Below are 24,274 nucleotides of genomic sequence, written 5' to 3'. Positions count from 1 at the left end.
GTGGCTGTTCCGAAGCGGAAGATGTCGCGCAGCAACACGCGCCACCGCCGGTCGCAGTGGAAGGCTGCGGTCCCCACCCTGGTTGCGTGCGAGCGCTGCCACGAGCCCAAGCAGCAGCACATCGCGTGCCCGTCTTGCGGCACCTACAACAAGCGCCAGGTCCTCGAAGTCTGAGCCGGCTGGTGAGAGGCACTGTGTCCAGTCCCAAGAAGGCGGAAGACGCCAAGGCGGACGCACCCGCCAAGAAGAAATTGGACAATCAGGCCTCGTCCCACACGCTTCTGGAAGGGCGGCTCGGGTATCGGCTCGAGTCCGCCCTTCTGGTGCGCGCGCTGACCCACCGTTCCTACGCATACGAGAACGGCGGTCTGCCGACGAACGAGCGGCTGGAGTTCCTCGGGGACTCCGTGCTCGGTCTCGTCGTCACGGACACGCTGTATCGCACCCACCCCGACCTGCCCGAAGGCCAGCTGGCCAAGTTGCGGGCCGCGGTGGTCAACTCGCGTGCGCTGGCGGAGGTCGGGCGTGGCCTCGACCTGGGCTCCTTCATCCGGCTCGGCCGTGGTGAAGAGGGCACGGGCGGCCGGGACAAGGCGTCCATCCTCGCCGACACGCTGGAAGCGGTGATCGGTGCGGTCTATCTCGATCAGGGCCTCGACGCGGCGTCCGAGCTGGTTCACCGGCTCTTCGACCCGCTGATCGAGAAGTCCTCCAACCTCGGAGCAGGCCTGGACTGGAAGACCAGTCTCCAGGAGCTGACCGCGATCGAGGGGCTCGGCGTGCCCGAGTACCTGGTCACGGAGACCGGGCCCGATCACGAGAAGACCTTCACTGCTGCCGCCCGCGTCGGAGGCGTCTCGTACGGCACCGGCACCGGCCGCAGCAAGAAGGAGGCGGAGCAGCAGGCAGCGGAATCCGCCTGGCGGTCCATCCGGGCCGCCGCGGACGAGCGAGCCGAGGCGGCGAGGGAAGTCGCCGCCAAGGACGGCGACCCGTCGTCCGCCACCGCCTGACGAAAGCAGCACCGAGCGCCCGCCCCGCCGTTTTCGGATGGGGCGGGCGCTCGGCTCATCCACCGCTGTCGTACGGGGGTCCCGATGCCCGAGTTGCCCGAAGTAGAGGTCGTCCGGCGCGGCCTGGAGCGATGGGTCGCCCACCGCACGGTCGCCGAGGTCGAGGTGCTGCACCCGCGCGCCGTACGCCGGCACCTCGCGGGCCCCGACGACTTCGCGCACCGGCTCAGGGGCCACCACATCGGTACCCCCAGCCGGCGCGGCAAGTACCTGTGGCTGCCGCTGGAGGAGACCAACCAGTCCGTCCTCGCCCACCTAGGGATGAGCGGCCAGCTGCTGGTGCAGCCGCACGAGACGCCGGACGAGAGGCATCTGCGGGTCCGCGTCCGGTTCGCCGACTCCCTCGGCACCGAGCTGCGCTTCGTGGACCAGCGCACCTTCGGCGGGCTGTCGCTGCACGACAACACCCCCGAGGGACTGCCCGACGTCATCGCGCACATCGCCCGCGACCCGCTCGACGAGCTGTTCGACGACGAGGGCTTCCACCAGGCCCTGCGCCGCAAGCGCACCACCGTCAAACGGGCCCTGCTCGACCAGTCGTTGATCAGCGGGGTCGGCAACATCTACGCGGACGAGGCCCTTTGGCGCTCCCGCATCCACTACGAACGCCCGACGGCGAACTTCACCCGCCCGGTCACGGCCGAACTCCTCGGCCACGTACGGGACGTGATGAACGCGGCCCTCGCCGTCGGCGGCACCAGCTTCGACAGCCTGTACGTCAACGTCAACGGCGAGTCGGGCTACTTCGACCGCTCCCTCGACGCGTACGGCCGCGAGGGCCTGCCCTGCAAGCGGTGCGGCACCCCCATGCGCCGCCGGCCCTGGATGAACCGCTCCAGCTACTTCTGCCCGACGTGTCAGAGGGCCCCGCGCGTCTCGTCGTAACGCGCGCGGGAGGTGAGGACGTCGTCCATCGCGCCCTCCACGCAGTGAATGAGCGCCAGCAGCCGCTCGGCGACCCGGCGGCCCAGCGCGGTGAGCTCGTAGTCCACGCGGGGCGGGTTGGTCGGCTGGGCCTCGCGGTGCACCAGCCCGTCGCGCTCCAGCGCGTGCAGGGTCTGCGACAGCATCTTCTCGCTCACCCCGTCGACGCGGCGGCGCAGCTCGTTGAAGCGCAGCGAACCCTCGTACAGCGCGCCGAGCGTCAGTCCGCCCCAGCGCCCGGTGACGTGCTCCAGCGTGCCGCGCGAGGGGCAGGCCTTGGCGAAGACGTTGTAGGCGAGGTCGTCGAGGTCCTGGCTGCTGTCGCTCATACCGGACAGGGTACGCGCAGGCAGCGCTAACCGCTAGGTTGCACTAACTCATGGTTAGTGCTTTCCTTTGGTCATCGTTACCGAGCCCGCCTTCCGAGGAGTGCCATGACCGCCACCACCGCCCCCGTCGTCTCCATCGCCTACCACTCCGGCTTCGGCCACACCGCCGTCCTCGCCGAGGCCGTCCGCGCCGGTGCCGCCGACGCGGGTGCCGAGGTGCACCTGATAAAGGTCGACGACATCACCGACGAGCAGTGGGCCACGCTGGACCGGTCCGACGCGATCGTCTTCGGCTCGCCCACCTACATGGGCACCGCCTCCGGCGCCTTCCACGTCTTCGCCGAGGCGACCTCGAAGCGCTGGTTCGGCCAGGACTGGCGGGACAAGCTGGCCGCCGGCTTCACCAACTCGGCCTCCAAGAGCGGCGACAAGCTGCACACCCTGCAGTTCTTCCAGACCCTCGCCGCCCAGCACGGCATGCACTGGGTCAACCTCGGCCTGCTCCCCGGCTGGAACAGCAGCACCGCATCCGAGAACGACCTCAACCGCCTCGGCTTCTTCGCCGGCGCCGCCGCCCAGAGCAACACCGACGAGGGCCCCGAGGCCGTCCACAAGGCCGACTTGGCCACCGCCGAGCACCTGGGCCGCCGGGTGACCGAAACGGCACACCAGCTCACCCGCGGCCGCGCCACCGCGTAACCCGCCCGCCCACCCCGCCCAACACCCTCCCCGGGCGGACCGGGCGTCGGACACCCCCGTACGGCCCAGAGACGGCCCGTGCGGGGGTGTCGTAGTGCGTGACTCTCGATGCGAACTACGGGCACGGAGGTCGCTGAGGTCTTCCGCCCTGGTTTGCGGGATGCTGACGGCTCCAGGCGGTCAGCTTTGACTGCCATGGTTGCTGTACCTCTGTGCTGTACTGCCATGTCTCCGGACGCAATGATGTCAGCGTGGAGACCGCCAATCTGATCTTGAACTACATCAGAGCCTTAGTCTGGCCGGCTGTCGTGCTGTTTGTCGTGTGGCGGTATCAGAGTCACATCGGCTCCTTGATCCCACGTATAAAGAGCCTTTCGACACCTGCGGGAAGTGTCGAGTTCACCGAGGCCCGAGTGTTGCTGGATCAAGCTACAGCCGCGGCCAACGTGACCGTCCGGGCCAGTACACGTCGTGGCGCACTGCGGCGCTTGGAGCACGCAGCTGAGGTGCTCGAGGGCGGGAAGATCCTTTGGGTTGACGATCACCCAGAGCAGAACACTGCGCTGATCGAACTTTTCCGCACCACCGGCATGGAAGTAGATACCGCCCTGTCGACAGACGAGGCTCTCATGGATCTACGCCGCCACTCGTACGACATCATCTTGAGTGACATCGGGCGCGCCGGAGATCCCCAGGCCGGGATCACTCTCCTGGATGAGTTGGAGCAACTTGGCATCGATACCCCGGCAGTGCTCTTCACGGCTTGGTTCGACGACACAACCGGCAGCCCGCGCCGAGCCTTTGCAGTCACCGAGGTTCCCGACGAGGTGGTCCACTACGTGATCGATCTGATGGAGAGGGCCAGGCTCAGCTGAAGGCTCCTCTGGCACGCAGGGGGTGCGGGGTCACTCGTAGAATCGCGCTGCGCTCAGGGCCCGAGCGATGAACGTCCAGTCGGCGTCGGTCGGTAGCTCCTCGTCGTGGTTCGCGTACCACCCTGGGGCGTCCGACACCCACGCTTCCAGAGCCTCCAGGAAGCTGTCCAGCGTCCGGTTCTCCCACTGGTCGCCGCTCGCTTCGAAGTCCTGCCGAAGGCACCTCAAGAAGCCGCCCAGGGCCTCGAGGTCGGTAAGGCGCTCGTTGGCCTCAAGTCGGAGGGGTGCGCGTTCGTCTCCCCAGTCATCGAGCCTGAGCCTGACTTGGTAGTTGTGCTCCGCGTGATCGACCACGCTCCCACTGATAGCGAACCCCAGTGGGGGAGGAACGGTTCCGGGCGGTGAACTGAAGATCTCTGCCAGCCCCACCGCGTCTGGCACTCCGTCCAACTGCACGAATACGCCGAAGGGCTGTCGGCCGATGACCTTGCCGGTCACGGCGGCGCCCACTGGCAGCGCGCTCACGGTTGCCGGCCAGGCCCGTCGTATGTCCTCGGGCGTCGGATCCCCCACGCCTTTCGGCCACGTGTATTCCGTCATGCGCCGCATCCCCCCGACGATCGTGAACTTGAACCTATGGCCTCATCCCCATCAGGCCGATCGCCGGGGACCATGGGCGTTGACCAACCGGTCCTACGCCTCGGCCGATCGTCCACTGAGGTAGCGTGCGTAGGACTCTGACCTGCGGCTATCTCAGTAGCCGAAGTCCTGCGTCCACCAAGGGCCGCCCGAGCCGAAGTGCACGCCGACGCCGAGGGTCTTGAAGTCGCAGTTCAGTATGTTCGCGCGGTGGCCGGGGCTGTTCATCCAGGCATCCATCACGGCCGCCGCCGTCGCCTGGCCGCGGGCTATGTTCTCGCCGCCGAGGTCGGTGATGCCGGACTTCGCCGCCCGGTCCCACGGCGTCGCGCCGTCCGGGTCGGTGTGGTCGAAGAAGCCCCGCGCGGCCATGTCGTCGCTGAAGGCCGAGGCCAGACCGGTGAGCGAGGAGTTCGCCGCGAGCGCGCTGCAGCCGACCTTCGCCCGCTCCTGGTTGACGAGTGCCAGCACCTCCGCCTCGGCGACGGCCTCGTTCGACACCGTCCCCGGGGCCTGGGTCGCCGCCGGCGCCTTGGTCGCCTCGCGTGGCGGGGCCGTCTTCGGCGGCGCGGACGGCGTCGTCCTCGGCGCGGGAGGCGCGGGCTTCGAGGCCGACGGCCTCGACGGAGCGGGGGTGGGCGACGACGGCTTCGGAGCGGAAGCGGAAGCGGAGGCGGAGGCGGAGGCCGACGGGGGCGAGGCCGTGGTCGGGGAGGTGGACGGGTCGGGGGAGCCCGCGTGCCCGGTGTCGCCGGCGGCGGGGGCGGGGCTCACGTGGCCGTCGGCGCTGCCCGAGGTGCCGCCCTGTTCGCTGGCCGTGTTGCTGGGGGTGCCCGCCGCCGGTGGCCGCTCGCCGCCGGTGGTGTGCGTGCTGCCGCCGAGCTGGTAGTTCTGCAGGCCCGGCACCACGCCGGTGGCCACCGCGGCCGTACCGAGCGCGACGGCCGCCGACACCCCGAGCAGACCCGCGCGCACCGGGCGTCCGGCCTTCCCGCGGTGCCGGCGTCCGCCGGACGGACCGCCCGCCGGGGTGAAGCCGCCGCCGGCGGAAGCGACCGGCAGGCCGTCGTCGTCCGCGAAGAGGTAGGCGTGCGCCCGGGCGTTGGTCTCGGCATAGGCCTCGGGGTTCAGATAGGGCGCGATGCCCCTGGGCGCCTGCCCGTCCGCGGACCAGTGCCGCGGCTCGGCGCCCACGCCGTCGGATCCCTGCGCGTGCGCGGCCGTCGTGGCGCGGCCGGCGGCGGAGCGTCGGTGGCGTCCCATGTCCTGGCCCTCTTCCTCGTGCTCGCGGTCGACCGGTGCCCGCGCGGTGAGTGGCCCCCCTGGTCGACCCACTTCACTCGATCGAGTGAGTTTCATATGAGATGCATCGGGAGCGGACGCTACCGCATGGCGTCTGAGGGCGACGTGTCCCGAGCGACATCGGGCGGTTAGGTTGCACCCATGAGCGAGGAAGTACGGCTGGTCGCCTGGGTGCGTGGACACGTCCAGGGCGTGGGTTTTCGCTGGTTCACGCGTGCGAGGGCGCTGGAGATCGGCGGCCTGAGTGGTTTTGCTCTCAATTTGGCCGACGGCCGGGTCCAGGTGGTCGCGGAAGGGCCGCGCGAGGACTGCGAGGGACTGCTCGACTGGCTCGTGGGCGACGACACGCCCGGACGCGTCGACGGCGTCACCGAGATCTGGGACACACCCCGCGGCGGCTACGACGGCTTCGCCATCCGCTGAGCCGGATCTGCGCAAACCCGCGGGCGAGGGCGTCGCGAACTGCCCGAGGCACATGCGGAAAGCGGAAACGACCTGGTGGTTGCCAAGGACGGCGTGGCGTGGCAGGCTCCGCTGGTACAGCTGATCGCCACGTCCCGAGGGCCCCGGACGAGTCGCGGCGCCGCCGTTCTCCGGCCGCGCGCACCGGGTGTGCCCGCCAATACGGGGTGTGATCGTGTTGACCGTCAAACTTTTTGGTGAGACGCTGAAAGCCCCGCGCACCTTAGCTGTTTGGCATGGAGCAACACCAGAGCAACACCCGGATGTGTCAAGCACGCGGGTGCGAATCCCTCACGACCCACACCGCATCGGTCGGTCACTCAGTGTGGAGGACCATCCATCATGGCAAAGGCGCTTCTCGGTTACGTCGGCGGCTCCGACCCTCGACTCCTCGCCGAGATGCGACGGCTGCAGCAGCGCGTACAGGACCTGGAGTCCGAGCTCGGACGGATCCAGGCGGAGAACGAAGCGCTGACGGCTGCCGCTTCTCAGGACAGGATCATGGAGAGCATCGACGCACACCAGGCGGAGCCTGCGCTCACCTGATCACTGCATCGCTCCACTACGGCAGCACCGTTTGGGCTGCTCGTATCAACCTCAGTTGATCCGGCGGCTGGCGCCCAGCCGTCAGAGTTGCAAGGGACGCTTCGGCGTCCCTTCTTTCTTCCGCCGTGCTTTCTTCCCCCGTGCATCCTTTCACCCTCTTCAACGTACGGTCTGCCCTGCGGGTTCATCGGCGAAACCGCGGGGTTGCGAAGGTTCATGGAGTGAGATAGCGGCGCCCGGTAGAGTCCGGCGGCGTGCACCTCAAGGCCCTGACCCTGCGCGGCTTCAAGTCGTTCGCCTCCGCGACCACACTCCGGTTCGAACCGGGCATCACCTGTGTCGTCGGACCGAACGGCTCGGGCAAGTCCAACGTCGTGGACGCGCTCAGCTGGGTCATGGGCGAGCAGGGCGCCAAGTCCCTGCGCGGCGGCAAGATGGAGGACGTCATCTTCGCCGGCACCACCGGGCGCCCGCCGCTCGGCCGCGCCGAGGTCTCGCTGACGATCGACAACTCCGACGGCGCGCTGCCCATCGAGTACGCCGAGGTCACCATCACGCGGATCATGTTCCGCAACGGCGGCAGCGAGTACCAGATCAACGGCGACACCTGCCGACTGCTCGACATCCAGGAACTCCTCTCCGACTCCGGCATCGGCCGCGAGATGCACGTCATCGTCGGCCAGGGTCAGCTGGACTCCGTCCTCCAGGCCGACCCCATGGGCCGCCGCGCCTTCATCGAAGAGGCCGCGGGCGTCCTGAAGCACCGCAAGCGCAAGGAGAAGGCGCTGCGGAAGCTGGACGCGATGCAGGCCAACCTCGCGCGCGTGCAGGACCTCACCGACGAACTGCGGCGCCAGCTCAAGCCGCTGGGCCGGCAGGCGGCGGTGGCGCGGCGGGCCGCCGTCATCCAGGCGGATCTGCGCGACGCCCGGCTCAGGCTCCTCGCCGACGACCTCGTCCGCCTGCGCGCGGCCCTCGAGGCGGAGATCGCCGACGAGGCGGCCCTGAAGGAGCGCAAGGAGAGCGCCGAGGGCGAGCTGGGGAAGGCACTCCGGCGCGAGGCCCTGCTGGAGGACGAGGTACGGCGGCTCACACCCCGGCTGCAGCGTGCCCAGCAGACCTTCTACGAGCTGTCCCAGCTGGCCGAGCGCGTGCGCGGCACCATCTCGCTGGCCGACGCCCGGGTGAGGAGCGCCACCTCCGCACCCGTCGAGGAGCGGCGCGGCCGGGACCCCGAGGACCTGGAGCGCGAGGCCGCCCGCGTCCGCGAGCAGGAGGCCGAGCTGGCAGCGGCCCTGGAGGCGGCGCGGCGGGCACTGGACGACACGGTCGGGCACCGCGCGGAGCTGGAGCGGGAGCTGGCCGTGGAGGAGCGTCGCCTGAAGGACGTGGCCCGCGCCATCGCCGACCGGCGCGAGGGCCTGGCCCGGCTCTCCGGCCAGGTCAACGCGGCCCGCTCGCGCGCCGCCTCGGCCCAGGCCGAGATCGACCGGCTGGCCACGGCGCGTGACGAGGCACAGGAGCGCGCGGTCCGGGCCCAGGAGGAGTACGAGGCCCTGAAGGCCGAGGTCGACGGACTCGACGCCGAGGACGTGGACCTGGCCGAGCGGCACGAGACGGCCAAGCGGCGGCTCGCCGACGCCGACTCCGCACTGGGCGCGGCCCGTGAGGCGGTCACGGCGGTGGAGCGCCGGCGCGCCGCGACCCAGGCCCGCCACGAGGCACTCGCCCTGGGCCTGCGCCGCAAGGACGGCACCGGCATACTGCTCGGCGCCCGGGACACCCTCACCGGGATCCTCGGCCCGGCGGCGGAGCTGCTCACCGTCACACCGGGCCACGAGGTCGCACTGGCCGCCGCGTTCGGCGCGGCGGCGGACGCCATCGCCGTGACCACCCCGGCCTCGGCAGCCGAGGCGATCCGCCTCCTGCGCAAACAGGACGCCGGCCGAGCGTCCCTGCTCCTCACCACCCCCGCACCCGCTCCACACCCCCTGACACCCACGCCCCCGCCCCACCCGGCGGAGCCCGCCCCCGAGGAGCCCATCCCCGCGGAGCGCCTCGTCCGCGGCCCCGCCGAACTGATGCCCGCCGTACGCCGCCTCCTGCGCGGCATCGTCGTCGTCGGCACCCTGGAGGACGCCGAGGACCTCGTCCACGCCCACCCCGAGCTGACCGCGGTGACCGCCGAGGGCGACCTGCTCGGCGCCCACTTCGCCCACGGCGGCTCCGCCGGCGCGCCCAGCCTGCTGGAGGTCCAGGCCTCCGTGGACGAGGCCGCCGCCGAACTGGCCGACCTGGCCGTGCGCTGCGCCGGACTCGCCGAGGAGCAGGACGCCGCGGCCGAGCGGCGCGCACGCGCGGCCGCCCTGGTGGAGGAGCTGGGAGAGCGCAGGCGGGCCGCCGACCGGGAGAAGTCGGGCGTGGCCCAGCAACTGGGCCGCCTCGCCGGACAGGCGCGCGGGGCGGCCGGCGAGGCCGAGCGTTCGGCCGCGGCCGCCGCCCGGGCTCAGGAGGCCCTGGAGAACGCCGTACTGGACGCCGAGGAGCTGGCGGAGCGGCTGGCCGTGGCCGAGGAGATGCCGGTCGAGGAGGAGCCGGACACCTCCGCGCGGGACCGGCTCGCCGCCGACGGGGCCAACGCCCGGCAGACCGAGATGGAGGCCCGGCTCCAGCTGCGTACGCACGAGGAACGGGTCAAGGGGCTCGCCGGCCGGGCCGACTCGCTCGACCGGGCCGCCCGCGCCGAACGCGAGGCACGCGCGCGTGCCGAGCAGCGCCGGGCCCGGCTGCGGCACGAGGCGGCGGTGGCGGAAGCCGTGGCCTTGGGCGCCCGGCAGCTGCTCGCGCACGTCGAGGTGTCCCTCGCCCGGGCCGAGCGGGAGCGGGCCGCCGCCGAGGCCGCCAAGGCGCTGCGGGAGCAGGAGCTGACGGCCGCGCGCACGGCCGGGCGTGACCTGAAGGCAGAACTGGACAAGCTGACGGACTCGGTGCACCGCGGCGAGGTGCTCGGTGCCGAGAAGCGGCTGCGCATCGAGCAGCTGGAGACCAGGGCGCTGGAGGAGCTGGGCGTCGAACCGGCGGCCCTGGTGGCGGAGTACGGGCCGCATCTGCCGGTGCCGCCCTCGCCCCCCGCCGAGGGCGAGGTGTTGCCCGAGGACCCCGAAGACCCGCGCAACCAGCCGAGGCCCTTCGCGCGCGGCGAGCAGGAGAGGCGGCTCAAGGCGGCCGAGCGGGCATACCAGCAGCTGGGCAAGGTCAACCCGCTGGCGCTGGAGGAGTTCGCGGCGCTGGAGGAGCGGCACAAGTTCCTCGGCGAGCAGCTGGAGGACCTGAAGAAGACGCGCGCCGATCTGCTTCAAGTGGTGAAGGAGGTCGACGAGCGGGTCGAGCAGGTCTTCACCGAGGCCTACCGGGACACGGCCCGCGAGTTCGAGGGCGTCTTCGGCCGCCTGTTCCCCGGTGGCGAGGGGCGCCTGGTGCTCACCGACCCGGGCGACATGCTCGCCACGGGTGTGGACGTCGAGGCGCGTCCGCCCGGCAAGAAGGTCAAGCGGCTCTCCCTGCTCTCCGGCGGCGAGCGCTCACTGACCGCCGTAGCGCTGCTGGTGTCCATCTTCAAGGCCCGGCCGAGCCCGTTCTACGTCATGGACGAGGTCGAGGCCGCGCTGGACGACACCAACCTCCAGCGGCTGATCCGGATCATGCAGGAGCTGCAGGAGGCCTCGCAGCTGATCGTGATCACGCACCAGAAGCGCACGATGGAGGTGGCCGACGCGCTCTACGGCGTCTCCATGCAGGGCGACGGCGTGTCGAAGGTCATCTCGCAGCGTCTTCGCTGAGGCCCTTTCGAGACCATTCCGAGATCCACCACGAGATCAACTGACGGCATGTTCACTTCTTGAACACAGAAGGCCTCGACGTATCTCAAAACTCACAGCCGTCGAACTATTGACTTCGAAACTTGAAGGCATAGTCTCTGCAACGTTGCTTTTACCTTCAGGTGTGAGTGGTGTGAACCTGTGCGCCACTGGATACCTGGAGGAGATCACCCCACCCCGGCAGTGTTGCCGCGGCCCGAGGAGTTTTTCGTGACCAGCACTGCGCAGGCACCTCAGCCAGGAGCCAGGACGGCTCATCCCGAGCATCTCGGGCATGTCATCTTCATCGCGGCTGCGGCCGCCATGGGCGGATTCCTCTTCGGCTACGACAGCTCCGTGATCAACGGCGCGGTCGAGGCGATCCGCAGCCGCTACGACATCGGCTCCGCGGCCCTCGCGCAGGTCATCGCGATCGCGCTGATCGGCTGTGCCATCGGCGCCGCCACCGCCGGCCGCATAGCCGACCGGATCGGCCGCATCCGCTGTATGCAGATCGCCGCCGTCCTGTTCACGATCAGCGCCGTCGGTTCCGCGCTGCCCTTCGCGCTGTGGGACCTCGCCTTCTGGCGCATCATCGGCGGCTTCGCCATCGGCATGGCCTCCGTCATCGGCCCCGCCTATATCGCCGAGGTCGCCCCGCCGGCCTACCGCGGCCGGCTCGGCTCCTTCCAGCAGGCCGCGATCGTGGTCGGCATCGCCGTCTCCCAGCTCGTCAACTGGGCCATCCTGAACGCCGCGGGCGGTGACCAGCGCGGCAAGCTGCTGGGCCTGGAGGCCTGGCAGGTCATGCTCGGCGTCATGGTGATCCCGGCCGTGCTGTACGGCCTGCTCTCCTTCGCGATCCCCGAGTCGCCGCGCTTCCTGATCGAGGTCGGCCGCAAGGAGCGCGCCCGCGAGGTGCTCAAGGAGGTCGAGGGCGACAAGATCGACCTGGACGCCCGGATCGCCGAGATCGAGCACGCCATGAAGCGGGAGCACAAGTCCTCCTTCAAGGACCTCCTGGGCGGCTCGTTCTTCTTCAAGCCGATCGTCTGGATCGGTATCGGCCTGTCGGTCTTCCAGCAGTTCGTCGGCATCAACGTCGCGTTCTACTACTCCTCGACGCTGTGGCAGTCGGTCGGCGTCGACCCGACGAACTCGTTCCTCTACTCCTTCACGACGTCGATCATCAACATCGTCGGCACCGTGATCGCGATGATCTTCGTGGACCGCATCGGCCGCAAGCCCCTGGCCCTGATCGGCTCCGTCGGCATGGTCATCGGTCTGGCCCTGGAGGCCTGGGCGTTCAGCTACCACCTCGTCGACGGCAAGCTGCCGGCCACCCAGGGCTGGGTCGCCCTCGTCGCCGCCCATGTGTTCGTGCTCTTCTTCGCCCTGTCGTGGGGCGTGGTGGTCTGGGTCTTCCTCGGCGAGATGTTCCCGAACCGGATCCGCGCCGCAGCGCTCGGTGTCGCCGCCTCCGCGCAGTGGATCGCCAACTGGGCCATCACCGCGAGCTTCCCCTCGCTCGCCGACTGGAACCTGTCCGGCACCTACATCATCTACACGGTCTTCGCCGCGCTCTCCATCCCCTTCGTGCTCAAGTTCGTCAAGGAGACGAAGGGTAAGTCGCTGGAGGAGATGGGCTGAGCCGCAGCCCCTCGAAGCCCGAGGAGTAGGGCCAAGTCCCCGCTGCCCCTCTCCTCGCACCGTCCGCCGCCCCCGGCCCGGCCACCACCGGACCGGGGGCGGCGGTGTCGTCACCGCCCGTCACCGGCCTCGGCGGAGGCCTCAGCCCGCCAGCGCCGGAACCACACGCTCCGCGAACAGCGCGAGGCTCCGCCACCCCTCCTCCACCGGCATCCCGCCCGCCAGCGGATGCAGCACCAGGCTGTCGAGGCCCTGCGCCACGCACTGCTCCGGAGTGAGGATCCGGTACACGCCCTCCGCGCGCAGCTCCGCCACCGTGCCGGCCGCCGACCGCACCGCCGAGCGGATCTGCTCCGACTGCCACGAGGCGTACGTCCGCGCCTCGTGCAGGAAATGCTCGCCGTACAACGCCCACGCCCGATCCGGGTCCTCGGCGATGTGCAGCAGGGGGGTCTCGGCCGCGGGCATCATGACCCAGCCCTCGGTGCCGAACTCGGTGAGCCGCTCCTTGTAGTAGGCCTCGAGCTCCGGCAGATGCGCGCTCGGGAAGAACGGCAGGCCCAGCCGGGCGGCCCGGCGGGCGGCGGCCTTCGAGGAACCGCCGACCAGCAGCAGCGGGTGCGGATCGGTGAACGGACGCGGGGTGAGCCGAACCCGTCGGCCCCGGTACGTGAACTCGGTGCCGGACCAGGCCTTCAGCAGCGTCTCCAGCAGCTCGTCCTGAAGCCTGCCCCGGCGCTTCCAGTCGACGTCGAACAGCGCGTACTCCTCCGGCCGGTAGCCGATCCCGGCCACCGTGACCAGCCGCCCGCCGCTGAGCAGGTCGAGGACGGCGATGTCCTCGGCCAGTCGCAGGGGATCGTGCAGCGGCCCGATCACCGCCGACACCGTCACGGCGATGTTCCGGGTCGCCCCGAACACCGCGCCCGCGAAGGCGAACGGCGACGGCAGCCAGTTGTCGTCGACTCCGTGATGCTCCTCGGTCTGCACGGTGGTGATCCCGTGCTCGTCCGCGTACGCCGCCATCTCCAGGGCGGCCCGGTAGCGGGCGGACAGGGCGGCGGGGGTGGCGCCGGGAGCGACGAGGTTGAAGCGTACGACCGTGACGGGCATGGGAAGTCCCCCTCCGGTGCGATGCGGTGGAGGGGGACCGTAACTGACGGAGCGTCAAATGGCCATGCGCCGGGCCGGAGCCGGGCGAGACGCCGGAGTCGGAGCGCAGTGGGGACGCAGTCGCGCGGCGAGGGCCGCGGTCGCGGTGCCTGGTCGAAGCGGTGCCCGGTCGGGCCCGGCGGGCGCCGCGTGAGGCCTCGGCACCGGATCAGTGCCGACCCGCACGGTCCGAACGTCATGACACCGGGGGGACATGGACCGCGGGGACCTGCGGAGGGAAACCCGACGCCTGCCGGACGGGTCGGGGCGAGTCGCCGCCCGGCTTCCACGCCGGCACCGCCGCGAGCGCGTACAGCGTCGTCGCCCGTACATCACGCGGGCCCCGACGCTGTGCACCGTCTCTCCGAAGGACGCGGTCAGCGGCAGTCCGGCGGAGACCTCCTGGCGAAGATGGTCAGGGTCTGCGAGGCGATCGCGAGCGGCGTGCCGGGTCTGGTGGCCCGACGCGACGGAGTCGTCATGACCGTGGCCGCGTCCGACGTCTTGGCCGGCGGGTCGGGCGGATCCGGGCGGTCCGCGACCCGGACAAGCCGCGAGCGCGGGCGCGGGATCGCGAGCCGGCCCCGGACTCCGCCGCCCGTCCCGGCCTGGGGGAGCCGCGGCTCGGCCGGGAGACTTGCGCTTGCTCAGACCTCGACGGTCACGCGGTCCCGGGAGACCGCGGTGGCCTCGCCGGCCTCGCCGGCCTCGGCGTCCGGTGCCGCGGTCGTCGCCGACGGCTTCGGCAGTGCCAGGTAGAGCAGGCCCGAGACGATGATCGTCGCGACCCAGCCGAGGCCGTACTCGCCGATCAGGTTGTTCTTCGCGAGCGGTCCGGTGAACCAGTCCGAGGTGGTGAACATCAGACCCGAGAGCAGGCCGACGGCCCAGGCGGCGACGGCCGCGGGGGAGAAGCCGCCGCGGTACCAGTAGGCGCTGGTGCGGGTGGTGTCGGCCATGGCCTCGCCGTCGTACTCCGTGCGGCGCAGCATGTCCGCGCCGAACACGCCGACCCAGGCGGAGAAGGCGACCGCCAGCAGGGACAGGAAGGCGATGAACGAGCCCATGAAGCTCGTCGCCACCAGCATCAGCACGCCGCCGAAGGCCAGCGAGATCACGGCGTTGACCGAGACCGCCCAGTGCCGCGGCACCTTGAAGCCGAGGGTCTGCGCGGTGAACCCGGCCGAGTACATCGACATCGAGTTGATCAGCAGCATGCCGATCAGCGCGATGCACAGGTACGGCACCGCGATCCACGTCGGCAGGATCTCGCCGAGGAAGGACACCGGGTCGGTGGCCGAGGCCAGGTCCGGCGTGGACACCGCCATCACCGCGCCCATCAGCACCATCGGCAGGACCACGACACCGGCGCCGCCGACCGCCGTGCCCACGATCGCCTTCGAGGAGGCCGTGCGCGGCAGGTAGCGGGTGAAGTCCGGCGCGGACGGGATCCAGCTGACACCGCCGGCCGCGATCATGCCGACACCGGTGATCACCGCGGCCGTGGAGCCGGCGCCGTGGTCCATCACCTTCGACCAGTCGGTGTTCGCCACCAGATAGGCCAGGACCAGCACCGAGAAGACGCCGAAGAGATAGGTGGCGTACTTGTTGCACCTCTGTACGGCGTTGATGCCGAGCCCGGAGATCGCGAAGGTCGCCACGACGAAGACCAGCAGCGTCACCAGGTCCAGGACGCTGTTCGCCTTGAGTCCGAACACCATGTCCAGGATGGTGAGCATCGCGTAGGCGCCGGTGACCGCGTTGATCGTCTCCCAGCCCCAGCGGGCCACCCAGATCAGCGAGCCGGGCAGCAGATTGCCGCGCTGACCGAAGACCGCGCGCGACAGCGCCATGCCGGGCGCCCCACCCCGCTTGCCGGCGATGCCGATCAACCCGACCAGGCCGTACGACACGACCGGCGCGGCCACCGCGACGACGAGCGCCTGCCAGATGTTCAGGTGGTACGCCACGACGAGGCTCGCGCCCATCGTCAGCAGCAGCACGCTGATGTTCGCGCCGACCCAGGTGGGGAACAGCTCGCGCGGCTTCGCGGTGCGCTCGTGGTCGGGAACCTGCTCGATGCCGCGGGTCTCGAGAGCGCCTTCGGTCTCGACGGTTTTGCTCATGAAAGAGGTGCCAGTCATGGGGGGACAGGGGGACGAAGGGACTCTACGCGCGTCAACAGAGTCCTCACCATCGTACTTTGCTCCCACTCCTTGCCATAGGTGGCCTTTGTCTCTGGGAGGAAGCCACAATCGGGCTCCCGTCGTGCCCCATGGCTGATACTGGACGGGTTATGGAAACCATCATCCTTGCCGTAGTCATCGCCGTGGTCGTGCTCGGTGCGCTCGGCGGGCTCGTCGTCGGCAGCCGGCGCAAGAAGCCGCTGCCCCCGCCGCCCCCCGCAGCGCCCGACATCACCGCGCCCCCGGCCGAGCCGCACGTCGGCGACGAGGCCGAGACGCCGCGCGACGAACCGCGCCGGACCATCGAGGAGGTGGACCTTCCAGGCGGCCCGGCACCGGTCGTCGTAGAGGAGCCTCCCACTGTCGAGGCTCCCGGGATCGAGATCCCGGAGCCCACCGCGGGCCGCCTGGTGCGCCTGCGCGCCCGCCTGTCCCGCTCGCAGAACGCCCTCGGCCAGGGCCTGCTCACGCTGCTCTCCCGCGAGCACCTCGACGAGGACACCTGGGAGGAGGTCGAGGACACGCTGCTCACCGCCGACGTCGGCGTGCAGCCCACCCAGGAACTGGTCGAGCGGCTGCGCGAGCGCGTGAAGGTGCTCGGCACCCGTACGCCGGTGGAACTGCGCGGCCTGCTGCGCGAAGAGCTGCTCAAGCTGATCGGCACCGACGTGGACCGCGCGGTGAAGACCGAGCCCGAGGACCGCAAGCCCGGCATCGTGATGGTCGTCGGGGTCAACGGCACGGGCAAGACCACCACCACCGGCAAGCTGGCCCGCGTGCTCGTGGCGGACGGCCGTACGGTCGTCCTGGGCGCCGCCGACACCTTCCGTGCCGCCGCCGCCGACCAGTTGCAGACCTGGGGCGAGCGGGTCGGTGCCTACACCGTGCGCGGGCCCGAGGCCGGCGATCCCGCCTCCGTCGCCTTCGACGCGGTCAAGGAGGGCAAGGAGATGGGGGTCGACGTCGTCCTCATCGACACCGCCGGCCGCCTGCACACCAAGACCGGCCTCATGGACGAGCTGGGCAAGGTCAAGCGGGTCGTGGAGAAGCACGCGCCGCTGGACGAGGTGCTGCTCGTGCTGGACGCCACCACCGGTCAGAACGGCCTGGTGCAGGCCCGCGTGTTCGCCGAGGTCGTGGACATCACCGGCATCGTGCTGACCAAGCTGGACGGCACCGCCAAGGGCGGCATCGTCGTCGCGGTCCAGCGGGAGCTCGGTGTGCCGGTCAAGCTCATCGGGCTCGGGGAGGGCGCGGACGATCTCGCGCCGTTCGAGCCGGAGGCGTTCGTGGACGCGCTGATCGGCGAATAGCGCCCACTGGTCTCTCGTATGGCACGGATTCGTTCCGGACGGCGAGAAGCGCCCGCCCCCGAGGTGCAGTCGGGGACGGGCGCTTCGCTCTTCCCGGCGCGGCACGCGTGGCGCGGCGCGGGGGCCGAACCGGGCTGCGCGCCGGCCGCGCGCGGTCAGGTCACGGCTCGCGACCGGTGGGCCACATAGGCGAGGGTCCCCAGCAGCAGCCGCGCCGCCGGGGGCTTCGTCGCCGAGTCCAGCGCCGGCGGGCGCAGCCAGCGCACCGGGCCGAGGCCGCCCTGGTCGGAGGGCGGCGCGGTGATGTACGTGCCCGGGCCGAGGCCGTGCAGGTCCAGCGCGCGGGGATCGTCCCAGCCGGTGCGGTAGAGCAGCCGGGGGAGTTCGGCGGCGGCACCGGGCCGGACGAAGAACCGGGCGCGGCCGTCCGGGGTCACGGTCACCGGACCGAGCGGCAGGCCCATGCGCTCCAGGCGGACCAGGGCGCGGCGCCCGGCGGCCTCGGAGACCTCGAGGACGTCGAACGCGGTGCCGACCGGCAGCATCACGGCGGCGCCCGGGAACTCCGACCAGGTCCTGGTCACCTCGTCCAGGGTGGCCCCGGCGGGCACGTGGGGCGCGAAGTCCAGCGGATGCGCTCCCGGGGCCGGGCAGTCGCCGTGCCCGCAGGAGCAGACGCCCGCCGCGGCCCGCGCACCCGGCACCACGTCCCAGCCCCACAGCCCGGTGAACTCGGCGACGGCGGTGCACTCCGAGGAACGGCCGCGCCGACGGGTGCCGGAACGGATCTCGCGGATGCCGCCGATCGTGAAGCCCATGCCCCCTCCAACGGGTCCAGCGCGCCGGTGGTTACGACACGGAGCGAGACGGAAGCGGAACGTAACGCTACGGCTCCGCTTGCCCGGTGTGACCCGAGGCCAAGGTGGCGCATCGAAGCTCGGGTGGTGGCGCACCGGAGGCTGTGCGCCCCCGGGTGCTTCACTCCGCCCACTCCCGGACGTCATGTGTCAAGTGAATCGCGTGGCGGCGATCGTGAGTTCATTCGAAGGGGTGGCGAATGGTGGCGTTTCCGGGATCCCCGTGGCTGGTGCGGTGATCGTGGGATTACTGTGAGTGTGCGAGGCCAAGGGGCACATGCACTCGCGGGTATGCCGGAGGCAAGTCGTCAGCTCGTTCGAGGGGTGAGAACCGGCGGACGGGAGGCCGTATATACCGGCATTCTGATAGGGCTTGGCGCAGTAGGCGACAAGTGGTGCGAGGGATGGGGGCGTTCCGGTGGGCAGCAACGGCGGTAGCGGGGAGAACGCTGACAAGCGCCCCAACGAGCTGCTCGGTTCGTGGTTCGTGCGGAGCGGCTGGTCCAAGGGCGAGCTCGCCCGCCAAGTGAACCGCAGAGCACGTCAGTTGGGTGCCAACCACATCTCCACCGACACCTCGCGTGTCCGGCGCTGGCTGGACGGGGAGAATCCGCGCGAGCCGATCCCGCGCATCCTCTCGGAGCTGTTCTCCGAGCGTTTCGGCTGTGTGGTCTCCATCGAGGACCTCGGCCTGCGCGCCGCCCGCCAGTCGCCCGCCGCGTCCGGCGTCGACCTGCCCTGGACGGGCCCGCAGACGGTCGCCCTGCTCAGCGAGTTCTCCCGCAGCGACCTGATGCTCGCCCGCCGCGGCTTCCTCGGCACCGCCCTCGGGCTGTCCGCGGGGCCCTCCCTCATCGAGCCCATGCAGCGCTGGCTGGTGCCCACCCCGGCCTCCCCGGTCCCGCCCCAGCCGGAGAGCGCGTTCGACTCCCGGCGGCCGGGCCGGCTGTCCACACCCGAGCTGGACCTGCTGGAGTCCACCACGCAGATGTTCCGCCAGTGGGACGCCCAGTGCGGCGGCGGACTGCGCCGCAAGGCGGTCGTCGGCCAGCTGCACGAGGTCACCGACCTCCTCCAGGAACCCCAGCCCGCGGCCACCACCCGCAAACTCTTCAAGGTCGCCGCCGAACTGGCCGAACTGGCCGGCTGGATGTCGTACGACGTCGGCCTCCAGCCCACCGCGCAGAAGTACTTCGTCCTCGCCCTGCACGCGGCCAAGGAAGCCGGCGACAAACCGCTCGGCTCCTACGTCCTCTCCAGCATGAGCCGCCAGATGATCCATCTCGGGCGGCCCGACGACGCCCTGGAACTGATCCACCTCGCCCAGTACGGCAGCCGCGACTGCGCCGGCCCGCGCACCCAGTCCATGCTGTATGCGATGGAGGCCCGCGCCTACGCCAACATGGGCCAGCCCGGCAAGACCAAGCGCGCCGTCCGCATGGCCGAGGACACCTTCGCCGAAGCCGACGAGTGGGACGAGCCGGACCCCGACTGGATCCGCTTCTTCTCCGAGGCCGAGCTGTACGGCGAGAACTCCCACTCCTTCCGCGATCTCGCCTACGTCGCCGGCCGCAGCCCCGCCTACGCCTCGCTGGCCGAGCCGCTCATGCAGCGCGCGGTGGAGCTGTTCGCCAAGGACGCCGAGCACCAGCGGTCGTACGCGCTCAACCTGATCGGCATGGCCACCGTGCACCTGCTCCAGCGCGAGCCCGAGCGCAGTACGGAATTCGCCTCGCAGGCCCTGGGCATCGCCAAGAAGGTCCGCTCCGAACGTGTGAACACCCGTATCCGAAAGACGGTCGACACCGCCGTGCGCGACTACGGCGACCTCGCCGCCGTCATCGACCTCACCGATCAGCTCGCCGTCGATCTGCCCGAGACCGCCGAGGCCGTCTGATCCGCCCGGCCCGCCCAAGCCCCGGCCGCGGCCGGTCCTCCCGAACTGCCCGACTCGGCTCCCCCACGCCAGGTCATCGAGAGGCCCGCCGCGGCCGGTCCGTTCTCCCGCGGGATCCCTCGGCGCGACGTTGCGCCACGATAACGATCCCGCCCACCGGTATCCGGCACTTCATCGACGCGTAACACGCAGGCCGCCTTCGTCACCCCGGTGAAACACCGAGGGGCCTCGACCGAAACCGCGCTGCGTCAGTCTCAGGGCGCATAACCGGCCACCCCCTCCACCGACCGGACCGCTCAGGCACCGCCCGCACGGGGCCGTACCAACCGACGAGGAGACGCCGATGGCACCAGCCATCACGCTTGCCGCAGAGGCACCCAAGCTGTCCTCCGCGAACACAGGCTTCATGCTCATCTGCTCCGCCCTGGTGCTGCTCATGACCCCGGGCCTGGCCTTCTTCTACGGAGGCATGGTCCGGGTCAAGAGCACCCTCAACATGCTGATGATGAGCTTCATCAGCATGGGCATCGTCACCCTTCTCTGGGTGCTCTACGGCTTCTCGCTCGCCTTCGGCACGAACAACGCCTTCATCGGCTGGAACCCCGACTGGCTGGGCCTGAGCAACATCGGGCTGACGCAGCTGTGGGACGGCTACACCATCCCGATCTTCGTCTTCATGGTGTTCCAGATGATGTTCGCCATCATCACGCCGGCCCTGATAAGCGGCGCCCTCGCGGACCGCGTGAAGTTCTCGGCCTGGGCGCTGTTCATCGCGCTGTGGGTCACGATCGTCTACATCCCGGTCGCGCACTGGGTCTGGGGCGCCGACGGCTGGGCCTACAAGCTCGGTGTGATCGACTTCGCCGGCGGCACGGCGGTCCACATCAACGCCGGTGCGGCCGCCCTCGGCGTCATCCTCGTCATCGGCAAGCGCGTCGGCTTCAAGAGGGACCCGATGCGCCCGCACAGCCTCCCGCTGGTCATGCTCGGCGCCGGGCTGCTCTGGTTCGGCTGGTTCGGCTTCAACGCCGGCTCCTGGCTCGGCAACGACGACGGCGTCGGCGCGCTGATGTTCGTCAACACCCAGGTCGCGACGGCCGCCGCCATGCTGGCCTGGCTCGCCTACGAGAAGATCCGGCACGGCGCGTTCACCACGCTCGGCGCCGCCTCCGGCGCGGTCGCCGGTCTGGTCGCCATCACCCCGTCCGGCGGCGCGGTCTCCCCGCTCGGCGCGATCGCCGTCGGCGCCATCGCCGGTGTCGCCTGCGCGGCGGCCGTGGGCCTGAAGTTCCGGTTCGGCTACGACGACTCGCTCGACGTCGTCGGCGTCCACATGGTCGGCGGCATCATCGGCTCCCTGCTCATCGGCTTCTTCGCCACCGGCAAGGGCCAGTCCGCCGCCACGGGCGTCTTCTACGGCGACCACACGTTCGGCCAGCTGTGGAAGCAGTGCGCCGGCGTCTTCGCGGTGCTCGCCTACTCCCTGGTCGTCTCCGCCGTCCTGGCCTTCCTGCTCGACAAGACCATCGGGATGCGCGTCTCCCAGGACGAGGAGATCTCCGGCATCGACCAGGCCGAGCACGCCGAGACCGCGTACGACTTCAGCGGCACCGGCGGTGGTGTCATCGGTTCCTCCGCCCCCTCGTCGCCGGCCGCCACGCAGACCAGGAAGGTGGACGCATGAAGCTCATCACCGCCGTCGTCAAGCCCCACCGGCTCGACGAGATCAAGGAGGCCCTGCAGGCCTTCGGTGTCCAGGGACTGACGGTCACCGAGGCCAGTGGCTACGGTCGCCAGCGGGGCCACACCGAGGTCTACCGCGGTGCCGAGTACACCGTCGACCTGGTCCCCAAGATCCGTATCGAGGTGCTGGCCGAGGACGACGACGCCGAGCAGCTGGTCGAGGTCATCGTGAAGGCGGCCCGAACGGGCAAGATCGGTGACGGCAAGGTCTGGTCCCTGCCGGTCGAGACGGCCGTACGGGTCCGCACCGGTGAGCGCGGCCCGGACGCTCTCTGAGCCGCCCCCGCCGGTACGAGAACGAACAGGAGTCGCTGGGTGACACGTACGGACGTACGCAACGAAACGGATGACCCCGGACCCAGCGGCTACGCGGCGGCCCGGCTGCGCCTCCTCACCGAGGGGGCGCGGTCCGGGCCGTCGCGCCGTACCGCGCTCGCCGAGCTGACCGACGACTGGCTGGCCGGACTGTTCACGGCGGCGGCGCGGGGGCTGCGGGGCGTCTCCCTGGTCGCCGTCGGCGGTTACGGCCGCGGCGAGCTGTCCCCGCGCAGCGACCTCGACCTCCTGCTGCTGCACGACGGCTCCGACCCGGGCGCCGTCGCCGCGCTGGCCGATCGCCTCTGGTACCCCGTCTGGGACCTCGGGCTGGCCCTGGACCACTCGGTGCGCACCCCCGCGGAGGCCCGCAAGACGGCCGGGGAGGATCTGAAGGTCCAGCTCGGCCTCCTGGACGCCCGTCACCTCGCCGGCGACCTCGGCTTCACCACTGGGCTGCGCACCGCCGTCCTCGCCGACTGGCGCAACCAGGCGCCCAAGCGCCTGCCGGAACTGCGGGAACTGTGCGCCGACCGCGCGGAACGCCAGGGCGAACTGCGCTATCTGCTGGAACCCGACCTCAAGGAGGCCCGCGGCGGCCTGCGCGACGCCACCGCCCTGCGCGCCGTCGCCGCCTCCTGGGTCGCCGACGCCCCGCGCGAGGGCCTCACGGACGCCCGCCGGCGCCTCCTCGACGTCCGCGACGCCCTGCACCTGGCCACCGGCCGCGCCACCGACCGGCTCGCCCTGCAGGAACAGGACCAGGTGGCGGCCGAACTGGGCCTGCTGGACGCCGACACCCTGCTGCGGCAGGTGTACGAGGCGGCGCGGGTCATCTCCTACGCCAGCGACGTCACCTGGCGCGAGGTGGGGCGGGTGCTGCGCTCGCGGGCCGTCCGCCCCCGGCTGCGCGCCATGCTGGGCGGCGGCAAACCGGTCGCCGAGCGCTCCCCGCTGGCCGAGGGCGTGGTCGAGCAGGACGGAGAAGTGGTGCTCGCCCGCGCCGCACGCCCCGAACGCGACCCCGTGCTCCCGCTGCGTGCCGCGGCCGCCGCCGCGCAGGCCGGCCTGCCGCTCTCCCTGCACGCCGTACGGCACATGGCCGCCACCGCGCGCCCCCTGCCCACGCCCTGGCCCGCCGAGGCGCGCGAACAGCTGGTGACCCTCCTCGGCTCCGGCCGCCCCACGGTGGAGGTATGGGAGGCCCTGGAGGCCGAAGGCCTGGTCAGCCGGATCCTGCCCGACTGGGAACGCGTCCGCTGCCGCCCGCAGCGCAACGCGGTCCACGTCTGGACGGTCGACCGGCACCTGATCGAGACCGCGGTCCGCGCCTCCGCCCTGGCCCGCCACGTCAGCCGCCCCGACCTGCTGCTCGTCGCCGCCCTGTTGCACGACATCGGCAAGGGCTGGCCCGGAGACCACTCGGTGGCCGGCGAGATCATCGCCAAGGACGTGGCCGCGCGGATCGGCTTCGACCAGGCGGAGGTGGGTGTGATCTCGGCGCTCGTCCGCCACCACCTGCTGCTCATCGAGACGGCCACCCGGCGCGACCTGGACGACCCGGCCACCGTCCGCTCGGTCGCCAAGGCCGTAGGCACCCAGAGCACCCTGGAGCTGCTGCACGCCCTCACCGAGGCCGACGCCCTCGCCACCGGCCCCGCGGCCTGGTCCTCCTGGCGCGGCTCGCTCGTCGCCGACCTGGTACGACGCGTCGCCGCCGTCCTCGCCGGGGAAACCCCCGACGAGCCCGAGCCCGCCGCGGCCACGGCCGAGCAGGAACGCCTCGCCGTCGAGGCCTTCCGCACCGGTGGCCCGGTCCTCGCCCTGCGCGCCCGGACCGAGCCGGTCACCGACGAGGAGCCCCCCGGCGGACCGCAGCCCCTCGGCGTCGAACTGCTCATCGCCGTACCCGACCAGCCCGGCGTGCTGCCCGCGGTCGCCGGCGTCCTCGCCGTGCACCGCCTCACCGTCCGCACGGCGGAGCTGCGCGCCCTGCGGCTGCCCGGCGACGTCGACGACGGCTCGGTGCTGCTGCTCAACTGGCGCGTCGCCGCGGAGTACGGCTCCCTGCCCCAGGCGACCCGGCTGCGCGCCGACCTCGTCCGCGCCCTGGATGGCTCCCTCGACATCGCCGGCCGCCTCGCCGAACGGGACGCGGCCTACCCCCGCCGCCGCGGCTGGACCGCCCCGCCCGCGCGGGTGACCGTGGCCCCGGCGGCCTCGCACCACGCCACGGTGATCGAGGTCCGCGCCCAGGACGCCCCGGGTCTGCTGCACCGCATCGGCACCGCCCTGGAGAAGGCGGCCGTACGGGTGCGCAGCATGCACGTCAGCACACTGGGATCGAACGCCGTCGACGCCTTCTACGTCACGACCGGCACCGGCGCGCCGCTGCCCGAGCAGGACGCGGCGTCGACGGCCCGGGCGCTGGAGGAGACACTGCGCGGGTGACCCT

General features: G+C 71.2%; 20 protein-coding genes and 1 pseudogene. 14 read left to right on the top strand and 7 right to left on the bottom strand.

Annotated features, from left to right (window positions below; all coding sequences use genetic code 11):
* The 3 genes from rpmF to mutM all read left to right on the top strand — a co-directional run bounded on the left by rpmF (position 1) and on the right by mutM (position 1,958).
* Entirely contained in the window at positions 1-174 is a 174-nt protein-coding gene (rpmF, locus tag ACIBA9_RS34340; RefSeq protein WP_003951102.1) for a 50S ribosomal protein L32, read from the top strand.
* A gap of 8 nt (positions 175-182) precedes the next feature.
* Positions 183-1,013, top strand: a complete 831-nt coding sequence (gene rnc / locus ACIBA9_RS34335; protein ID WP_362160976.1) for a ribonuclease III — start codon at positions 183-185, stop codon at positions 1,011-1,013.
* A gap of 84 nt (positions 1,014-1,097) precedes the next feature.
* Positions 1,098-1,958, top strand: coding sequence for a bifunctional DNA-formamidopyrimidine glycosylase/DNA-(apurinic or apyrimidinic site) lyase (gene mutM / locus ACIBA9_RS34330; protein ID WP_399369225.1), 861 nt, complete (start codon positions 1,098-1,100; stop codon positions 1,956-1,958).
* Here mutM and ACIBA9_RS34325 read toward each other — a convergent pair.
* On the bottom strand, positions 1,931-2,326 hold the full coding sequence (locus tag ACIBA9_RS34325; protein ID WP_362160980.1) for a helix-turn-helix domain-containing protein: 396 nt from the start codon (positions 2,324-2,326) through the stop codon (positions 1,931-1,933). The genes mutM and ACIBA9_RS34325 overlap by 28 nt on opposite strands.
* Before the next feature lie 105 nt (positions 2,327-2,431).
* On the opposite strand from ACIBA9_RS34325, the gene ACIBA9_RS34320 reads away from it, so the two are divergent.
* Both ACIBA9_RS34320 and ACIBA9_RS34315 read left to right on the top strand, forming a co-directional pair.
* A complete protein-coding gene (locus ACIBA9_RS34320; protein ID WP_362160983.1) occupies positions 2,432-3,025 on the top strand; it encodes a flavodoxin family protein in 594 nt (197 codons plus the stop codon).
* 251 nt (positions 3,026-3,276) lie between these two features.
* A complete protein-coding gene (locus tag ACIBA9_RS34315) occupies positions 3,277-3,900 on the top strand; it encodes a response regulator (protein WP_399369223.1) in 624 nt (207 codons plus the stop codon).
* A gap of 30 nt (positions 3,901-3,930) precedes the next feature.
* Here ACIBA9_RS34315 and ACIBA9_RS34310 read toward each other — a convergent pair whose 3' ends face one another.
* Together ACIBA9_RS34310 and ACIBA9_RS34305 are read right to left on the bottom strand one after the other, a co-directional pair.
* Entirely contained in the window at positions 3,931-4,500 is a 570-nt protein-coding gene (locus tag ACIBA9_RS34310; protein ID WP_399369221.1) for a hypothetical protein, read from the bottom strand.
* Positions 4,501-4,653: 153 nt separating this feature from the next.
* Entirely contained in the window at positions 4,654-5,802 is a 1,149-nt protein-coding gene (locus tag ACIBA9_RS34305) for a CAP domain-containing protein (RefSeq protein WP_399369219.1), read from the bottom strand.
* Positions 5,803-5,982: 180 nt separating this feature from the next.
* Between ACIBA9_RS34305 and ACIBA9_RS34300 the strand changes: the two genes are divergently transcribed.
* From ACIBA9_RS34300 to ACIBA9_RS34285, 4 genes are all read left to right on the top strand, one after another.
* Complete coding sequence (locus ACIBA9_RS34300; RefSeq protein WP_362160988.1) at positions 5,983-6,264, top strand: acylphosphatase; 282 nt, start codon at positions 5,983-5,985, stop codon at positions 6,262-6,264.
* Between the two features lie 381 nt (positions 6,265-6,645).
* Positions 6,646-6,849: a hypothetical protein gene (locus ACIBA9_RS34295; RefSeq protein ID WP_030346494.1), complete on the top strand. Its 204-nt coding sequence runs from the start codon at positions 6,646-6,648 to the stop codon at positions 6,847-6,849.
* Between the two features lie 254 nt (positions 6,850-7,103).
* Positions 7,104-10,688: a chromosome segregation protein SMC gene (gene smc, locus ACIBA9_RS34290; RefSeq protein ID WP_399369217.1), complete on the top strand. Its 3,585-nt coding sequence runs from the start codon at positions 7,104-7,106 to the stop codon at positions 10,686-10,688.
* Positions 10,689-10,937: 249 nt separating this feature from the next.
* Positions 10,938-12,356 (top strand): sugar porter family MFS transporter, encoded by a 1,419-nt coding sequence (locus tag ACIBA9_RS34285; RefSeq protein WP_399369215.1) that lies wholly within the window; start codon positions 10,938-10,940, stop codon positions 12,354-12,356.
* A 141-nt stretch (positions 12,357-12,497) separates the two neighbouring features.
* Here the strand turns inward: ACIBA9_RS34285 and ACIBA9_RS34280 are convergent, their stop codons facing one another.
* The 3 genes and pseudogenes from ACIBA9_RS34280 to ACIBA9_RS34270 form a co-directional block, all read right to left on the bottom strand.
* A complete protein-coding gene (locus tag ACIBA9_RS34280) occupies positions 12,498-13,469 on the bottom strand; it encodes an LLM class flavin-dependent oxidoreductase (protein ID WP_393899926.1) in 972 nt (323 codons plus the stop codon).
* Positions 13,470-13,672: 203 nt separating this feature from the next.
* Positions 13,673-13,990 (bottom strand): annotated as a pseudogene (locus tag ACIBA9_RS34275) (hypothetical protein); the annotation flags it as partial.
* Positions 13,991-14,155: 165 nt separating this feature from the next.
* Positions 14,156-15,634, bottom strand: a complete 1,479-nt coding sequence (locus tag ACIBA9_RS34270; RefSeq protein ID WP_399369213.1) for a cytosine permease — start codon at positions 15,632-15,634, stop codon at positions 14,156-14,158.
* A 170-nt stretch (positions 15,635-15,804) separates the two neighbouring features.
* On the opposite strand from ACIBA9_RS34270, the gene ftsY reads away from it, so the two are divergent.
* On the top strand, positions 15,805-17,007 hold the full coding sequence (gene ftsY, locus ACIBA9_RS34265) for a signal recognition particle-docking protein FtsY (RefSeq protein ID WP_362161001.1): 1,203 nt from the start codon (positions 15,805-15,807) through the stop codon (positions 17,005-17,007).
* Positions 17,008-17,162: 155 nt separating this feature from the next.
* Here ftsY and ACIBA9_RS34260 read toward each other — a convergent pair whose 3' ends face one another.
* Positions 17,163-17,825 carry a bifunctional DNA primase/polymerase gene (locus tag ACIBA9_RS34260; protein ID WP_362161004.1) on the bottom strand — a complete coding sequence of 221 codons (663 nt, stop codon included), beginning with the start codon at positions 17,823-17,825 and terminating at the stop codon, positions 17,163-17,165.
* 457 nt (positions 17,826-18,282) lie between these two features.
* On the opposite strand from ACIBA9_RS34260, the gene ACIBA9_RS34255 reads away from it, so the two are divergent.
* From ACIBA9_RS34255 to ACIBA9_RS34240, 4 genes are all read left to right on the top strand, one after another.
* Positions 18,283-19,761 (top strand): hypothetical protein, encoded by a 1,479-nt coding sequence (locus ACIBA9_RS34255; RefSeq protein ID WP_399369211.1) that lies wholly within the window; start codon positions 18,283-18,285, stop codon positions 19,759-19,761.
* 343 nt (positions 19,762-20,104) lie between these two features.
* Positions 20,105-21,445 carry an ammonium transporter gene (locus tag ACIBA9_RS34250; RefSeq protein ID WP_399369209.1) on the top strand — a complete coding sequence of 447 codons (1,341 nt, stop codon included), beginning with the start codon at positions 20,105-20,107 and terminating at the stop codon, positions 21,443-21,445.
* Entirely contained in the window at positions 21,442-21,780 is a 339-nt protein-coding gene (locus ACIBA9_RS34245) for a P-II family nitrogen regulator (protein ID WP_362161012.1), read from the top strand. The genes ACIBA9_RS34250 and ACIBA9_RS34245 overlap by 4 nt, the downstream gene beginning before the upstream one ends.
* A gap of 39 nt (positions 21,781-21,819) precedes the next feature.
* On the top strand, positions 21,820-24,270 hold the full coding sequence (locus ACIBA9_RS34240) for a [protein-PII] uridylyltransferase (RefSeq protein ID WP_399369207.1): 2,451 nt from the start codon (positions 21,820-21,822) through the stop codon (positions 24,268-24,270).
* Positions 24,271-24,274: the final 4 nt, after the last annotated feature.

The organism is Streptomyces sp. NPDC051452, from assembly GCF_044454765.1.
GTDB lineage: Bacteria > Actinomycetota > Actinomycetes > Streptomycetales > Streptomycetaceae > Streptomyces.
This window is presented reverse-complemented; position numbering and strand designations above follow the sequence as displayed.

Coding starts and splice junctions, on each gene's coding strand:
- mutM (WP_399369225.1), top strand. CDS start 1,098: ATGCCCGAGTTGCCCGAAGTAGAGGTCGTCCGGCGCGGCCTGGAGCGA.
- ACIBA9_RS34325 (WP_362160980.1), bottom strand. CDS start 2,326: ATGAGCGACAGCAGCCAGGACCTCGACGACCTCGCCTACAACGTCTTC.
- ACIBA9_RS34320 (WP_362160983.1), top strand. CDS start 2,432: ATGACCGCCACCACCGCCCCCGTCGTCTCCATCGCCTACCACTCCGGC.
- ACIBA9_RS34310 (WP_399369221.1), bottom strand. CDS start 4,500: ATGACGGAATACACGTGGCCGAAAGGCGTGGGGGATCCGACGCCCGAG.
- ACIBA9_RS34305 (WP_399369219.1), bottom strand. CDS start 5,802: ATGGGACGCCACCGACGCTCCGCCGCCGGCCGCGCCACGACGGCCGCG.
- ACIBA9_RS34300 (WP_362160988.1), top strand. CDS start 5,983: ATGAGCGAGGAAGTACGGCTGGTCGCCTGGGTGCGTGGACACGTCCAG.
- ACIBA9_RS34295 (WP_030346494.1), top strand. CDS start 6,646: ATGGCAAAGGCGCTTCTCGGTTACGTCGGCGGCTCCGACCCTCGACTC.
- ACIBA9_RS34280 (WP_393899926.1), bottom strand. CDS start 13,469: ATGCCCGTCACGGTCGTACGCTTCAACCTCGTCGCTCCCGGCGCCACC.
- ACIBA9_RS34270 (WP_399369213.1), bottom strand. CDS start 15,634: ATGAGCAAAACCGTCGAGACCGAAGGCGCTCTCGAGACCCGCGGCATC.
- ftsY (WP_362161001.1), top strand. CDS start 15,805: ATGGAAACCATCATCCTTGCCGTAGTCATCGCCGTGGTCGTGCTCGGT.
- ACIBA9_RS34260 (WP_362161004.1), bottom strand. CDS start 17,825: ATGGGCTTCACGATCGGCGGCATCCGCGAGATCCGTTCCGGCACCCGT.
- ACIBA9_RS34250 (WP_399369209.1), top strand. CDS start 20,105: ATGGCACCAGCCATCACGCTTGCCGCAGAGGCACCCAAGCTGTCCTCC.
- ACIBA9_RS34245 (WP_362161012.1), top strand. CDS start 21,442: ATGAAGCTCATCACCGCCGTCGTCAAGCCCCACCGGCTCGACGAGATC.